The 14344-nt window shown below is 37.9% G+C and carries 12 protein-coding genes; 7 read left to right on the forward strand and 5 right to left on the reverse strand.

All coding sequences use genetic code 11. The features are described 5' to 3' along the window. The first annotated feature begins 95 nt into the window (after positions 1-95). Together LC095_RS18005 and LC095_RS18010 are read left to right on the forward strand one after the other, a co-directional pair. Positions 96-248: a hypothetical protein gene (locus LC095_RS18005; RefSeq protein WP_169908462.1), complete on the forward strand. Its 153-nt coding sequence runs from the start codon at positions 96-98 to the stop codon at positions 246-248. Further along, on the forward strand, positions 249-443 hold the full coding sequence (locus LC095_RS18010) for a DUF3813 domain-containing protein (RefSeq protein ID WP_078435222.1): 195 nt from the start codon (positions 249-251) through the stop codon (positions 441-443). Between the two features lie 21 nt (positions 444-464). On the opposite strand, the gene LC095_RS18015 is transcribed toward LC095_RS18010, so the two are convergent. Both LC095_RS18015 and LC095_RS18020 read right to left on the reverse strand, forming a co-directional pair. Then, a complete protein-coding gene (locus tag LC095_RS18015) occupies positions 465-941 on the reverse strand; it encodes a BsuPI-related putative proteinase inhibitor (protein ID WP_226529466.1) in 477 nt (158 codons plus the stop codon). An 8-nt stretch (positions 942-949) separates the two neighbouring features. Beyond that, complete coding sequence (locus LC095_RS18020; RefSeq protein ID WP_026561297.1) at positions 950-1792, reverse strand: YitT family protein; 843 nt, start codon at positions 1790-1792, stop codon at positions 950-952. A gap of 686 nt (positions 1793-2478) precedes the next feature. On the opposite strand from LC095_RS18020, the gene LC095_RS18025 reads away from it, so the two are divergent. Together LC095_RS18025 and LC095_RS18030 are read left to right on the forward strand one after the other, a co-directional pair. Further along, positions 2479-3336: a DegV family protein gene (locus LC095_RS18025; protein ID WP_226529468.1), complete on the forward strand. Its 858-nt coding sequence runs from the start codon at positions 2479-2481 to the stop codon at positions 3334-3336. A 61-nt stretch (positions 3337-3397) separates the two neighbouring features. Continuing rightward, positions 3398-3529: a DUF3941 domain-containing protein gene (locus LC095_RS18030; RefSeq protein ID WP_078435225.1), complete on the forward strand. Its 132-nt coding sequence runs from the start codon at positions 3398-3400 to the stop codon at positions 3527-3529. A gap of 207 nt (positions 3530-3736) precedes the next feature. Here LC095_RS18030 and LC095_RS18035 read toward each other — a convergent pair whose 3' ends face one another. The 3 genes from LC095_RS18035 to LC095_RS18045 form a co-directional block, all read right to left on the reverse strand. Next, complete coding sequence (locus LC095_RS18035; RefSeq protein ID WP_226529469.1) at positions 3737-5389, reverse strand: methyl-accepting chemotaxis protein; 1653 nt, start codon at positions 5387-5389, stop codon at positions 3737-3739. A 9-nt stretch (positions 5390-5398) separates the two neighbouring features. Next, positions 5399-6361, reverse strand: coding sequence for a BMP family lipoprotein (locus tag LC095_RS18040; protein WP_226529580.1), 963 nt, complete (start codon positions 6359-6361; stop codon positions 5399-5401). A gap of 137 nt (positions 6362-6498) precedes the next feature. Beyond that, positions 6499-7362 carry a S1 RNA-binding domain-containing protein gene (locus LC095_RS18045; protein WP_226529471.1) on the reverse strand — a complete coding sequence of 288 codons (864 nt, stop codon included), beginning with the start codon at positions 7360-7362 and terminating at the stop codon, positions 6499-6501. A gap of 120 nt (positions 7363-7482) precedes the next feature. On the opposite strand from LC095_RS18045, the gene LC095_RS18050 reads away from it, so the two are divergent. The 3 genes from LC095_RS18050 (at position 7483) to metH (ending at position 14046) form a co-directional block, all read left to right on the forward strand. After that, positions 7483-7974: a YajQ family cyclic di-GMP-binding protein gene (locus tag LC095_RS18050; protein ID WP_226529472.1), complete on the forward strand. Its 492-nt coding sequence runs from the start codon at positions 7483-7485 to the stop codon at positions 7972-7974. An 803-nt stretch (positions 7975-8777) separates the two neighbouring features. Beyond that, on the forward strand, positions 8778-10631 hold the full coding sequence (locus LC095_RS18055) for a bifunctional homocysteine S-methyltransferase/methylenetetrahydrofolate reductase (RefSeq protein ID WP_226529473.1): 1854 nt from the start codon (positions 8778-8780) through the stop codon (positions 10629-10631). Continuing rightward, positions 10624-14046: a methionine synthase gene (metH, locus tag LC095_RS18060; protein ID WP_226529474.1), complete on the forward strand. Its 3423-nt coding sequence runs from the start codon at positions 10624-10626 to the stop codon at positions 14044-14046. The genes LC095_RS18055 and metH overlap by 8 nt, the downstream gene beginning before the upstream one ends. The last annotated feature ends 298 nt before the right edge of the window (positions 14047-14344 follow it).

The raw sequence follows: 14344 nt of genomic DNA on the forward strand, positions 1-14344 counted from the left end.
TGAGAACAATTTGCCATCTATATTATTTGTTGGATCGTACAAAATAATCATGACGCGAGAGAAAGGCGTCACTATTTTAAAGGGGGGCTTTTTCAATGGGTAAACGTAACAAATCAAAACGTTTTGTACAACAAGGCAAAGATACAGTTACTAAGCACGATGAGAGGTTCCCTTACCATTCAACGCTTTCTGAATCAGAACAACAAAAAATGAGTAAAACTGACGACAGTATGCTTGGAGGCTTTTAAATGACAAATCCATTATTCCAACAAGCACGTGAAGCTGTCGCATATGCTGATTCGGTTGCATCCGGGTCTGCACAGGGTGATAAATACGAAGCCGTCATGAAAGCAAAAAACGCCCTGTCATCTGCGTTTGCTAATAGCACCGATGCTGAAAGAGCTCAACTAAGAGAATTTCAGCAAAAAATCGACTCAATTTAACCAAGATGGACTGCCCTTCGTTTAATTGTTTGGAGGGACAGTCCATTCCCTTTCTAAACTGAGATTATCGGACTTATGCGATAAAATCGATACTTTTGCTTTATATTGTCCAGGTGGCAATGGATCATGTTTCCATGTTTCTTCCCACTCCATATTATCTCCAGACTTTAGTAAGGCTGTCTCTAGTGCCTGTGAAAACATTTTTCCTTTTGAATAGATAAATACTTCTTCACCTTTATCATTGGTTACGATAATTTCATATTTTTGACTACTATGAAATTCAAGCTTTTTCAACTGATCTGATCGATTTGTTAAAGAGATAATAAATTGAGTTTCATTTGATAATGGTTTAACCTGAAAATCCACCTCAAGCTCTTTACTCATTACTTCTTGCACCTCCACCTCTTCATTTATCTCTTCAGCGGCGCCATTTCTTTCAGATGCACAACCTGTCAACAGGGATAAAAACCCAATAATCAGAAATAATATCCATTTCATTTAAGTACCTATTCCTTTCTAAAGAACCCAAATATCCCTGTTGTTTGAACAATATTTGTAAATGCATTCGGATCTTCTTCTTTAATTATTTTTTCGAGATCATATAATTCATATCTTGTTATAACAATGATAAGCATATCTCTCGGTTCATTCGTAAACGCTCCTTTTGCAGGAATCATCGTTATTCCTCTGACCAAACGAGAATGTATGGCCGCCTTTAACGAATCCGCTTTTTTCGTAATGATCATTGCGGTTAGTTTTGCATGTCTTGTATGAATAGCATCAATCACCCTTGTTGACACATAAAGTGCTACCAATGTATACAACGCCTTTTCCCATCCATATAATAAGCCCGCAGTTAGAATAATGATTGAGTTAAATAAAAAGAAATACGTCCCAACCGGCTTATCCTTCATCCGCGATAGAATCATAGCAATGATATCTAAACCTCCTGTTGATGCACCATATTTCAATGTAATTCCAACACCAACAGCAACTATCACACCACCAAAAACAGCATTTAGTAAAATATCTCCCGAGAATGAATGTAAAGGTACAATTCCTAAAAAAACAGTTGTTGCTGCAACGCTAAAGAAGCTGTATAAAGTAAAAGATCTCCCCACTTTTAACCATCCTAAAATAGCAACAGGTATATTCAAAAGTAATAATAACACACCCGTCGAAATAAAAAATGGTGTATATTCTTCAAGTATACTTGAGAGAAGCTGGGCAATGCCTGTAAAACCACTTGCATATACATTTGCAGGGATTAAAAACATGTTTAACCCAACAGCATTTAAAAAAGCACCTATAATGACCACGATAATTTTCATTGTCTCATTTTTCAGCATGCATTCTCCTCCTTACTGTATTTCTATCCTTGCTCTAGTTTTTCCCAACTTTGCTCGATTTGAATACAAAGATTGTTTTTTACCTTTAGAATGATAAAGTGAGACTTTCATCAGTAGGGGTGTTCTCCATCCCTACTGATGGTTAGCGAAACTTATCGGATCTTTACGGGCAGTTATCTCCCATTTCATCTTCTTTGTTTCTCCCGAATTCTTGAAGTTGGAGTTTTACTGCCCGTTAAGAATGGGATAAAGTGAGACTTCCATCGGTGGGGGTGTTCTCCATCCCTACTGATGGTTAGCGAAACTTATCGGATCTTTACGGGCAGTTATCTCCCATTTTATCTTCTTTGTTTCTCCCGAATTCTTGAAGTTGGAGTTATACTGCCCGTTAAGAATGGGATAAAGTGAGACTTCCATCAGTAGGGGTGTTCTCCATCCCTACTGATGGTTAGCGAAACTTATCGGATCTTTACGGGCAGTTATCTCCCATTTCATCTTCTTTGTTTCTCCCGAATTCTTGAAGTTGGAGTTTTACTGCCCGTTAAGAATGGGATAAAGTGAGACTTCCATCGGTGGGGTGAAGTGAGAGTTGTACTGCCCGTTAAGGTGGGATAAACTAAACATATAAAGATTTGATTTACATATAACGATTCGATCTTATCATTCGAATGTAAAGAGGTGTTAAAATGAATGTTCACATTTTAGCTGATAGTGCTTCAGATTTACCCATTGAGTTTTTTGAAGAAAACTCTGTGACATTTCTTCCTTTAAGTGTCGATATTGATGGAAAACAACTGGAGGACCAAAAAGAAATTAAACCAAAAGCAATTTATGATTCCATGCGATCTGGAACAATAGTAAAAACCTCTCAAATATCTCCTTCATTATTTAAAGATGTATTTACTGACCTGGCTAAAAAGGGAGTTCCCAGTTTGTATGTATGTTTTTCATCAGAGCTTTCCGGTACATACCAAACAGCTATGATGATTCGAAATGAAGTGTTGGAGGATTTTCCGGAATTTGAGTTATCCATCATTGACTCTAAGTGTGCTTCATTAGGTTGCGGTTTAGCGGTCAAATACGCAGTTAATCTTTCCGGTAGCGGAAAATCTCTCAGTGAAATAGAAACAGCTGTAAAAGCTTATTGCAAAAAGGTTGAGCATATCTTTACCGTTGATAATTTAGAATACTTAGCCCGTGGTGGCAGAATCAGCAAAGCATCTGCTTTCGTTGGCGGTTTGTTGAATATTAAGCCCCTTCTTCATGTTGAAGATGGAAAGCTTATTCCACTCGAAAAAGTCAGAGGACGAAAAAAAGTGTTCAGAAGGATCATTGACATTATGAAAGAGAGAGGGGTCAACCTCGAAAATCAAACAATTGCCATTAGTCATGGTGATGATGAAGAAGCTGCCAATGAAATGAAAGCATTAATTCAAGAAGCCTTTTCACCTAAAGAGATTTATGGGAATCTTGTTGGCGCAGTAATTGGAGCTCATTCAGGTCCTGGAACACTAGCGATTTTCTTCTTAAATGATGAGGAATAACACATAGGAGCATTTTGGATTGGGAATGATAAGCTTACATTCGTTTGAAAGGAGCTTCTTCATGCCACATACTAGTGATAATGATAAAAAAGCACAAGACAACAATGCGAAACGCCATGAGAAAAATATGATGCGTGAAAAAAACCGCCAAAAAGGCGAAAGACAATATTCTAAAAAAACAGATCATATCTAAGGCGGAAGCGCCTTGTTCAGCCCCGACAAGCATAAGGCGCAAATGAATAGAAGATGTTTTTTATCTTCAATTCATTTGTGGCTTATGACCTCGAGGGGCTAGGCGCTGGAGCTGGATGTCAAAATGCATAGCCATAGTTCTGCAATTTTTAACCTTCCTAAGCAGGTAAAGCAAAAAGGGTGATTCTTTTTTGAACCACCCTTTCCTTTATTTTAATTTAAAATAATTCATCGTTGAATGCAGGTCATCAGTAAGCTTTCTTAACTTCTCAACCTTATCCACTATTTTTTCAAAAGCAGATAGCTGCTCAGTCGTAGAGGCGGAAATTTCTTCGTTTCCTGCTGCTGTTTCCTCCACTACCGCACTAATGCTTTCCACACTATTTAAAACCTGTTCGCCAAACTGTTTGGAGGTATTCATTCCATCTACTAGAGAAGTGAGCCTCACCATCATTTCATCTACACGATCACCGATCTTAGTAAATGCCTCTGTTGTTGTATTCATAGATTGTTGCTGATCCTCTGCAATGACCACACCTTCTTGAACAGCTTGTCTAACATCAGAAATTCCTTCTTTTATTTTAGCGACCATGTTGAAGATGTGCTTTGTCGAATTGGTTGCTTCTTCTGCTAATTTTCGAACCTCATTTGCCACAACTGCAAAGCCTTTTCCTGCCTCTCCAGCTCGTGCAGCCTCAATCGCAGCGTTTAATGCTAACAGATTTGTTTGATCTGCTATACCTGAAACGGTTCTTGCCATATCCTCAATTTCAGTTGTATATTCCGCAAATGTTTTGGTTGCTGTGTCTATCTGTTGACTTGTTTTCTGATTTTTCATCATTAATGTTCGTTGGACTTCAATTGCACCTTGTCCATCAGTTATCACTGATACAACCTCTGTTCCATACGACACAGATTCTTCTGATGTCCGGACGTTTTCTTTAAAGTTGGTGTCCAATTTCTCAATTAATGTGACAGCATCTTGTAAGTCACTGGAAATACTTTGTGTTCCAATAGACATTTCATTTGTTGAAATCGCCACTTGGTTTGTTATAGCTGTTAGCCCTTTATTCTCTGTTTCTAAATCCCTTGCAAAACTTTCGACATTCCTACTTGCTGTTTCAATTGAAAATAATAATTCTTTCAGCTGTTCAACCATTTGTGTAAAGGACTTATTTAGTGAACCTAATTCGTCCTTTCCCTCGTAGATAATGGTGTCAACAATAAGATTTCCGGAAGCAATCGCTTTTGCATTTTTAGATAATTGCTTCAGAGGGCGGGTAATTGAATTCGTTATTTTCATCGTGATAAAGATGGATAAACCGATTAAAACAATACTCCCAACAATCGCTGAGATAATAACATAAGAGATTTGATTTGCTAATTTTGTTTGCAAGACGGAATATTGCTCATTTGCGTATTCATTTAAAAGATGAATATCGTTTAATACTCCATTCAACCGGATAGACTGTCGCTTTGCTTCTGGACCGCCTTTTTCTTCCAATGCAGTATTTGCTTCAGCTTTCCACTCCTCATATTTTGAGGTTGCCTTTTTTAACGTATCAGCACTTTTTCCATAGATGACTTCTCTTTCTAATTCTGTTAATAGTTCATTGCTATTTGAAATGCTTTCTAAAACCTCTTCCTTTTGTGCATCTGTTCCTGAGACAGAAAAGTTATCTAATCCCTGCTTTGTAGAATTCATCTCAGCTTGAAGCTTTTGTATAGTTAATAAAGTGTTTACTTCACCCTGGTTGGAAGATTGAATTGAAAGCATATTAAAAATAATATAGGCAATCATGATAATAGCAATGATCAGTACACTCATTGAATTAAATAATATCTTTTTCTTAATGGTCATAGTATCCTCCTAGCTGTCAGTTGATAGTTTCGTTTTCCATTCTTCGATAATCTCTTGTTGTTTTTTTGAAAATGGAAATACCCTTAGAGGAGCAAGACCTATCCCATCGTCCTCTATCCCTAATTCAATATGTCCTGATTGTACTTTCCTGTTCTTTATTAACTGTTCAGCCAGTTGATACATCGCCACATCCACATTTTTTAACATGGATGTCACCACTGCCTTTTCAGCATAAAAATATTGGTCACTGTCTACACCGATTGCTAATACTTTGTTAGCTTGAGCTTCTTTCAACATTCCAACACCCGTAAACCCTGCTGCGGCATATAAGACATCCACATCGTTTTGAATCATTTCACGTGCTAACTTTGCACCTAATTGGTCATTACCAAAGTCACCTGCATATGTGACATCAACTTGTATTGATGGATTAATAGTTGTTGCCCCTTCTATAAAACCTTCCTCAAATTTATTAATAAGAGGAACATCATCTCCGCCAATAAATCCGATTTTATTAGTTTGAGTGGTTAAAGCTGCAACAACCCCAACCAAATAACTCCCTTGATCTTCTTTAAATGTAATGGATGTTACGTTTTTCAATTCTGAAATTGCATCTATTAAGACAAATTGCTGATCCGGATATTTTTGGGCAACCTTTTCAAGCTCTTCTTGAACCATATATCCTAGACCGACAATAATATCATGATCCTCTTCAACTAATTCGGTTAACCCTTTTTCATATGTTCCCGTATCCTTTAATTCCCGGTAATCAAATCTTATTCCTAGTTCATCTCTTGCTTTTATCAATCCATTAAAAGCTGAATCACTAAAGGATTGGTCTCCCAAGCCTACATCAGACAGCATAATCCCAACCTTGACCTTTTCATCTACTTTACTAGCTGCCTCCTCTTGGGAACAACCTGCTATCATGAAAATGAATATGAATCCCAACATGGATGCTATTTTCTTGATGATCATTTTAACAACCTCTCTTTACTTACTATTCTTACACCTTTAGTTGTATCGGTCATATAGATAGATTTTTAAGGCTTTTTACAAATAAAAAATGGTTTTCACTCCATCGTTACAAGTGAAAACCATTACATTTTTTATTCGTTGTTTTTTTCTTCTTTAAAGTACGTCCAACCATCTTTTTGATACACACGATCGTTTTTCATTAGATGGCCTAATGCTCTTTTAAACGCTCCCTTACTAAGGTTAAATCTTTCTTTTATGTCATCAGGGTCACTTTTGTCAGTGAATGGCATCGCACCATTTCTCTCCTGCATATAGGCATAAATTCTCTCAGCATCACCACTTTGTGCTTCATGTTTTCGAGGGAGTAGAGAAACGTTAATTGTTCCATCCTCTTTTACATCAATGACTCTTCCGGTCACCGTCTCGCCCAGTCTTGGTTCAACTACGCGCTGTGACGAATGAATAAACCCTTTATAGCCTTCTTCTGTTAAGATAAATGAACCCGCCACAATCATCCGGTAAACTGTCCCTATTACCTCTTTATTAAATATTGTGCGGTCTGCTTCCTTCATAAGCGGCTCAACGATTTCCTCTGTAGCTAACCGAACAAAAAATCGACCGTTTCCTGATACTTTTAATGTACAATAAAGCTTGTCCCCAACGTTTGGCCAAACTTCTCTCAAATAAGGAAGATGATCTTTCGCAACAAGAGCATCTTTACTAAGACCGATATTCACAAATGCTCCCATATCTTCTACGATATCTACGACCTCTACCCAACCATATGTATCTTCTGTAATGAAAGGTTTTTTCATCGTGGCATATAGTCGATCTTGTGTGTCAACACCAAAGAAGACCTCAACCTTGTCACCTTCTTCTACTTCACCTATCACTTCATTATTATGTAAAAGCACTCGTTCTTTTCCATCTGTTAGAAAATAACCATAATCTACCTTTTCATCTATTGTTAATGTTGCAAATGTACCTGGGATCATAAATATATCCTCTCTTTCCTCTTTCTGTAAGAAAATTCTTTTACCATCACTTCAAAAGTTGTGATCATTGTTATATTTTACTATAATCAACCTATATTATATACGTAATGGAGGATAATTATGGCGAAAGATAGTTCATTTGATATTGTATCAAAGATTGAGTTTCCGGAAGTGACGAATGCGATTAATATTGCAATGAAGGAAATTGCAACAAGATATGACTTTAAAGGTAGTAAGAGCAACATCTCATTAGAAAAAGAAGAGCTTGTTTTAGTTTCAGACGATGAGTATAAGCTTGAGCAATTAAAAGATGTTCTTATTTCCAAATTAATTAAACGAAATGTACCAATTAAAAATATTTCGTATAAAAAAGTTGAGAATGCTTCAGGCGGGACTGTCCGTCAAAGAGCTGAACTCGTTTCAGGTATTGACAAAGATAACGCTAAAAAAATTAACAGCATTATTAAAGACAAAGGCTTAAAAGTAAAATCTCAAATCCAAGATGATCAAATCCGTGTAACAGGTAAAAGCCGTGACGACCTCCAACAGGTGATTGCTGCAATCAGAGAAGCTGACTTACCAATCGAAGTACAATTTATTAATTACAGATAACATAGTTATTAGAGCTAACTCAAATGAGTTCAGCTCTTTTTTCTACCTCAAATATTAAATGCATAATTTCCTTCTCCCCTCATATTTTTAAAAAGGCTCCAACAAAACAACAACCAAAAACTTTCCACATACTAAGTAAAATTTGACAAACTGTTAATTTACTATTGATATTTTTCTAAATATTAGATAAATTAGTTGTAATACTTTTTCACACGTTAAAGGTTATATGAAAATTTCATATCTTATCAAGAGAAGCAGAGGGACTGGCCCTATGAAGCTTCAGCAACCGGTCAATAACGAGTGAAGTCTGGTGTACAATGATTGACTAAGTCAATAACACTAAACTAGGTTATTTTCTTTTAGCACAGAAAAATGAATTAGAAAAACATGGCTTATCGCGAACTGGCGAAAGCCTTCGTTTTTCTTATACTATCAACCTTAAAATATAAGTTGGGATAGTATAAAAATGAATCGAACAAAGCGTTCTTGTTTGTTCGAAGCATTTTTATTTATTTTTTCAAGGCTTGAAAGTCAAGCCGCAGCAAGCGCAAGCTTGCTGTGCTAAAAGAAAATACGCACCACTATTTAAGAAGTGTTTTAGTCTTACCCGTCAATCAATTCCCAACACCCCACCAAGACTTCTGCGAGTGCCAAGGTGCTAATTCCAGCTAAGCATGTAAGATGCTTGAAAGATAAGGAGAAGCTAATAATGATTTAAGCCTTCTTCCTAAAGAAGGCTTTTTTAATTTCCTTATCTAAAACTATCTTTACTTACTAATCATATAGATCGGAGGCTTCATTCAATGAGTTTTTTAGAAGATTTAAAACATAACATTTTAATTGGTGACGGTGCGATGGGGACAATGCTTTATGCACATGGCGTTGATCGTTGCTTTGAAGAATTGAATCTATCAAGACCCGAGGATGTACTTGCTGTTCATCAAGCGTATATAGAAGCTGGCGCAAACTTAATTCAAACAAACACATATGGTGCTAATGATATCAAGCTTTCACGATATGGATTAGAGGATGAAATCAGACAAATTAACAAAAAAGCAGTTGAAATTGCCAAAAAAGCTGCTGATCAATCCACATATGTATTTGGCACAATTGGCGGTGTCAGATCTTTTAAAAAGAGTGCACATAGTATTGAAGAAGTGAAACGAAATTTTAGAGAGCAGCTCTTCCTCCTTCTAAACGAAGATGTAGATGGCCTTCTTCTTGAAACCTATTATGATATGGAAGAAATGAAGACTGTTCTTCAAATTGCCCGCAAGGAAACAAACAAGCCTATTATTGCTAATGTTTCCCTACATGAAGCCGGTGTCCTGCAAGATGGGACATCAGTAAAAAATGGTCTCACACTTTTGGAAGACCTTGGTGCAAATGTTGTTGGCTTAAACTGTCGCTTAGGTCCTTACCATATGATTCAATCTTTAGAAGAAGTTCCAATACCAAATGAAGCCTATTTATCTGTTTTTCCAAACAGCAGCTTACCTGCACTAATTGAAGGGAATCTTGTCTATGAATCTGATGAAACGTATTTCAAGGAAAGTGCTCTAAAATTTAGAGATCAAGGTGTGAGATTAATAGGCGGATGCTGTGGAACTACACCTAGGCATATTAAAGCAATGGCTGAAGCTGTATCAAACTTATCCCCTGTTACGACAAAACAGGTGAAAGTCCCTGCAACATCTCAACTGCATGTTCAGGAACATCAAGTCACATCTCCAACTCCTCTTGAAGAGATTGTTCAGGAAAGACGTTCTGTTATTGTTGAATTAGATCCCCCTAAAAAACTGGGTATGGAGAAATTCCTTGAAGGTGCAGAAGCCCTTCACAATGCAGGCATCGATGCTTTAACACTTGCAGATAACTCATTGGCTTCACCGAGAATTAGTAACTTAGCTGCCGGTATCTTAGCAAAAGAAAAAACCGGGGCAAGAACATTAATTCATATTACGTGCCGTGACCGGAATTTAATTGGTCTTCAATCACATCTCATGGGCCTACACTCTCTTGGGATGTCAGATATTTTAGCCATCACAGGTGATCCATCTAAAATTGGTGATTTCCCTGGGGCTACATCAGTATATGATGTGTCATCATTTGACCTTATCAGTTTAATTAAACAATTTAATAAAGGTGTATCCTATTCCGGAAAACCGCTTGGACAACAAACAAACTTTTCTGTAGCTGCAGCGTTCAACCCTAATGTACGTCACTTAGATAAAGCGGTAGTCAGACTAGAAAAGAAAATTGCCCATGGCGCTGATTATTTTATTTCTCAGCCACTTTACTCAAACCAGCAAATTATCGATGTATATGAAGCAACACGAAACTTGCAAGCTCCGATTTATATCGGGATTATGCCATTAACATCAAGCCGAAATGCCGAATTTATTCATAATGAAATTCCTGGTATTAAGCTATCTGACTCTATTCGAGAAAAAATGGCTTCAGCCGGATCAGATAAAGAACAGGCACGTCAAGAAGGCCTTGCCATTGCAAAAGATTTGATTGATACAGCCTTCGAACTGTTCAATGGTATTTATTTAATTACACCGTTTTTACAATACGACCTTACAGTGGAGTTAACAAATTACATCCATGAAAAGGAAAAACAGCGAGCTGAAAGGAAGATTACACATGTGTAGCATCAACAAAGAGCTAGAAAAACGAATCCTTGTCCTGGATGGTGCAATGGGTACAATGATTCAAGCAGCAAACCTGTCCCCTGATGATTTTGGCGGAGAAGATTATGATGGATGTAATGAATATCTTACATTGACTTCTCCAAAGACAATTGAAACCATTCACGAAGCCTATTTGGAAGCCGGATCAGATATTATCTCTACCAATACCTTTGGTGCTACAAGTCTTGTTCTGGATGAATATGATCTAGGACGCCTGGCTTTAGAGTTAAACATTGAATCTGCTAAAATAGCGAAACGTGCCGCTGTAAAATACTCAACACCTGAAAAGCCCAGATATGTCGCAGGTGCGATGGGACCAACAACGAAAACACTTTCAGTTACAGGTGGAACAACATTTGATACATTAGTCGAAAATTATGAAGAACAGGCAAGAGGCTTAATCATTGGAGGAGCAGATTTGCTTCTTCTCGAAACAAGCCAGGATATGTTAAACGTAAAAGCTGGATTTTTAGGAATTAAAAAAGCCTTTGAAAATACAGGCAAGGAACTTCCCTTAATGATTTCCGGAACGATTGAACCTATGGGTACTACTCTGGCAGGTCAGGATATTGAAGCATTTTATGTATCATTAGAACATATGAAGCCACTTTCAGTCGGATTAAACTGTGCAACCGGACCTGAATTTATGACAGACCATATTCGTACACTTTCCGGTTTAGCTAATACAGCTGTTAGCTGTTACCCGAATGCGGGCTTACCTGATGAAGAGGGGAATTATCACGAATCACCAGAATCACTCGCGAAAAAGCTTGTTGCTTTTGCAGAACAAGGCTGGCTGAACTTAATTGGCGGATGCTGTGGAACTACACCAGAACATATCCGTGCTATTACTGAAGCAGTTTCAACCATTACTCCACGTAAAATCGAAGAAGTCTCGACTGGTCACACTGTATCTGGAATCGATGCCCTTCTTTATGAAGAAGGAATGCGGCCTTTATTCGTTGGTGAACGTACAAATGTTATTGGTTCACGTAAATTTAAACGCCTGATTGCAGAAGGGAAAATTGAAGAGGCGTCTGAAATTGCTAGAGCACAAGTAAAAAGCGGTGCACATGTTATTGATATTTGCTTGGCTGACCCTGATCGGGATGAGCTCGAGGATATGGAAGTATTCATACAAGAGGTTGTAAAAAAAGTCAAAGCTCCTCTTGTTATTGACTCCACAGATGAGAAAGTAATTGAACGGGCACTAAAATACTCTCAAGGTAAGGCGATCATCAACTCGATTAACCTTGAGGATGGTGAAGAGCGTTTTGACGCAATCGTTCCGCTTGTCAAAAAGTACGGTGGCGCTTTAGTCGTTGGAACAATAGATGAAGTGGGAATGGCCCTAACGGCAGAAAAGAAACTTGAAGTAGCGATTCGCTCTCACGACCTTCTCGTCAAAAAGCATGGACTAAAACCGAGTGATTTAATATTTGATCCACTTGTATTCCCGGTAGGAACTGGTGATGAGCAATATATTGGTTCGGCAAATGAAACTGTTCGCGGTATCCAGCTTATTAAAGAAAAGTTGCCTGAATGCTTAACGATATTAGGCGTTAGTAATGTTTCTTTCGGACTTCCTCCTGTTGGACGCGAAGTTCTGAATGCTGTTTACTTGTACCACTGTACACAGGCCGGGCTCGATTATGCGATTGTTAACACGGAAAAATTAGAAAGATTTGCTTCGATTCCTAAAGAAGAAATTCAAATGGCTGAAGATCTTTTGTTTAAAACAACAGACGAATCATTAGCAAAATTTACGGCTTTCTACCGCGGTAAGAAAAAAGAAGACAAAAAACCTGTTCAAAACCTGACCTTGGAAGAAAGATTAGCAAGCTATATCGTCGAAGGAACGAAAGAAGGTCTTATTCCAGACTTAGAGTTAGCATTAAAGAAATATCCTGAGCCTCTTGATATCATTAACGGACCATTAATGGAGGGTATGGCTGAAGTCGGGGTTTTATTCAATGATAACCAATTAATCGTTGCAGAGGTTCTCCAAAGTGCCGAGGTTATGAAAGCATCTGTTTCCTATCTCGAGCAATTCATGGAAAAACGCGATGATAGCGGAAAAGGCAAAATCCTTCTTGCTACAGTAAAAGGTGATGTACATGATATCGGTAAAAATCTGGTTGATATTATTTTAAGTAATAACGGCTATAGAGTGATCGATCTTGGCATCAAAGTAACACCACAAACATTAATTCAAGCTGTAAAGGATGAAAAACCGGATCTTATCGGTTTATCCGGCTTACTTGTTAAATCAGCACAACAAATGGTGATCACTGCCCAGGACTTACACAAAGCGAACTGTGAGTTACCGATTTTGGTTGGTGGTGCAGCATTATCAAGGAAATTCACGAGAATGAAAATTGCACCTGAATATAACGGTCCTGTTGTCTATGCAAAGGATGCAATGGATGGCTTATCTTTAGCTAATCAATTACGCACAACACCTGAAATATTCGCTGCAAAAGAAGCTGCCGTAACAGAAGAGGCAAAACCAAAGAACTCTCAAGCACAAAGTGTTACAGAACTGCTAATCAAGCGTGGAACTGTAAATGAGGCACCAATTTTTACACCTGTTGATACAAAACGTCATATACTCAAGGATATCTCCCTTTCCCACATCATTCCTTATGTGAATATGCAAATGCTTATCGGTCATCATCTGGGATTAAAAGGGAAAATCAAGGATTTAGTTCAAAAGAAAGACCCTAAAGCGGTCGAGCTTGTTGAATTAATACAGGAGCTTTTAAAAGACGGAGCAAAACAGGAATGGTTCAAACCAGCTGCGGTCTATCAATTTTTCCCATCGTATAGTGATGGAAATAAGCTTCATATCCTTGATCCGGAAAATACAGAAAGAATCGTACAAACTTTTGATTTTCCACGACAGGAAAAACTGCCGCATCGCTGTATTTCCGACTATGTTCGTCCGAAACAAAAAGACGGATTTGACTATGTTGCCATGTTCGCTGTTACTGCAGGAAGTCAAATTCGTGAACTTGCCCAAGGATTTAAAGAACAAGGAGACTATTTAAAGAGTCACGCTGTTCAGGCACTTGCTTTGGAGCTTGCAGAAGGGTTAGCTGAACGTACACATCAGCTTATTCGTGACCGCTGGGGCTTCCCTGATGCACCAGATTTCACTATGGACCAGCGCTTCTCAGCCAAATACCAAGGACAGCGCTACTCCTTTGGATATCCAGCTTGTCCTGACCTTGAAGATCAAGAAAAGCTATTTAACCTTATTCGTCCAGAGGACATCGGCATTCAGCTTACAGAAGGATTCATGATGGAACCAGAAGCATCGGTAACAGCCATAGTTGTTGCACATCCGGATGCGAAATATTTTAATGTGATGTAAGGCATGCGCCCTAAAACAGTGTTTTAGGGCCTTTTTTATCCAAACTTTACTTCCGCTCCTTTTTAGTCGATAATCTATCAACTTTCAATGGTAATCTATGAACTCTCCTCGATTTTCTTTCAACTTTGCTTCATAATCTATCTACTTTCCTCACAAATCTATCAGTTTACAAAATTCTACATTCATCCTTCTTTAGATCAAGACTATCTATCGGCAATATCTCATCCTTTTGACTGACCTTTTCTTCTAATAAATACATTATAATTTTCCGCATAGACAATATTGTTGACACATTCAG

The sequence above is a fragment of the Metabacillus niabensis genome, assembly GCF_020524345.1.
GTDB lineage: Bacteria > Bacillota > Bacilli > Bacillales > Bacillaceae > Metabacillus > Metabacillus niabensis_B.

What these genes read in the sequence shown, in the direction of transcription:
- LC095_RS18005 (WP_169908462.1), top strand. Translation starts at nt 96, where the DNA reads ATGGGTAAACGTAACAAATCAAAACGTTTTGTACAACAAGGCAAAGAT.
- LC095_RS18010 (WP_078435222.1), top strand. Translation starts at nt 249, where the DNA reads ATGACAAATCCATTATTCCAACAAGCACGTGAAGCTGTCGCATATGCT.
- LC095_RS18015 (WP_226529466.1), bottom strand. Translation starts at nt 941, where the DNA reads ATGAAATGGATATTATTTCTGATTATTGGGTTTTTATCCCTGTTGACA.
- LC095_RS18020 (WP_026561297.1), bottom strand. Translation starts at nt 1,792, where the DNA reads ATGCTGAAAAATGAGACAATGAAAATTATCGTGGTCATTATAGGTGCT.
- LC095_RS18025 (WP_226529468.1), top strand. Translation starts at nt 2,479, where the DNA reads ATGAATGTTCACATTTTAGCTGATAGTGCTTCAGATTTACCCATTGAG.
- LC095_RS18030 (WP_078435225.1), top strand. Translation starts at nt 3,398, where the DNA reads ATGCCACATACTAGTGATAATGATAAAAAAGCACAAGACAACAATGCG.
- LC095_RS18035 (WP_226529469.1), bottom strand. Translation starts at nt 5,389, where the DNA reads ATGACCATTAAGAAAAAGATATTATTTAATTCAATGAGTGTACTGATC.
- LC095_RS18045 (WP_226529471.1), bottom strand. Translation starts at nt 7,362, where the DNA reads ATGATCCCAGGTACATTTGCAACATTAACAATAGATGAAAAGGTAGAT.
- LC095_RS18050 (WP_226529472.1), top strand. Translation starts at nt 7,483, where the DNA reads ATGGCGAAAGATAGTTCATTTGATATTGTATCAAAGATTGAGTTTCCG.
- LC095_RS18055 (WP_226529473.1), top strand. Translation starts at nt 8,778, where the DNA reads ATGAGTTTTTTAGAAGATTTAAAACATAACATTTTAATTGGTGACGGT.
- metH (WP_226529474.1), top strand. Translation starts at nt 10,624, where the DNA reads ATGTGTAGCATCAACAAAGAGCTAGAAAAACGAATCCTTGTCCTGGAT.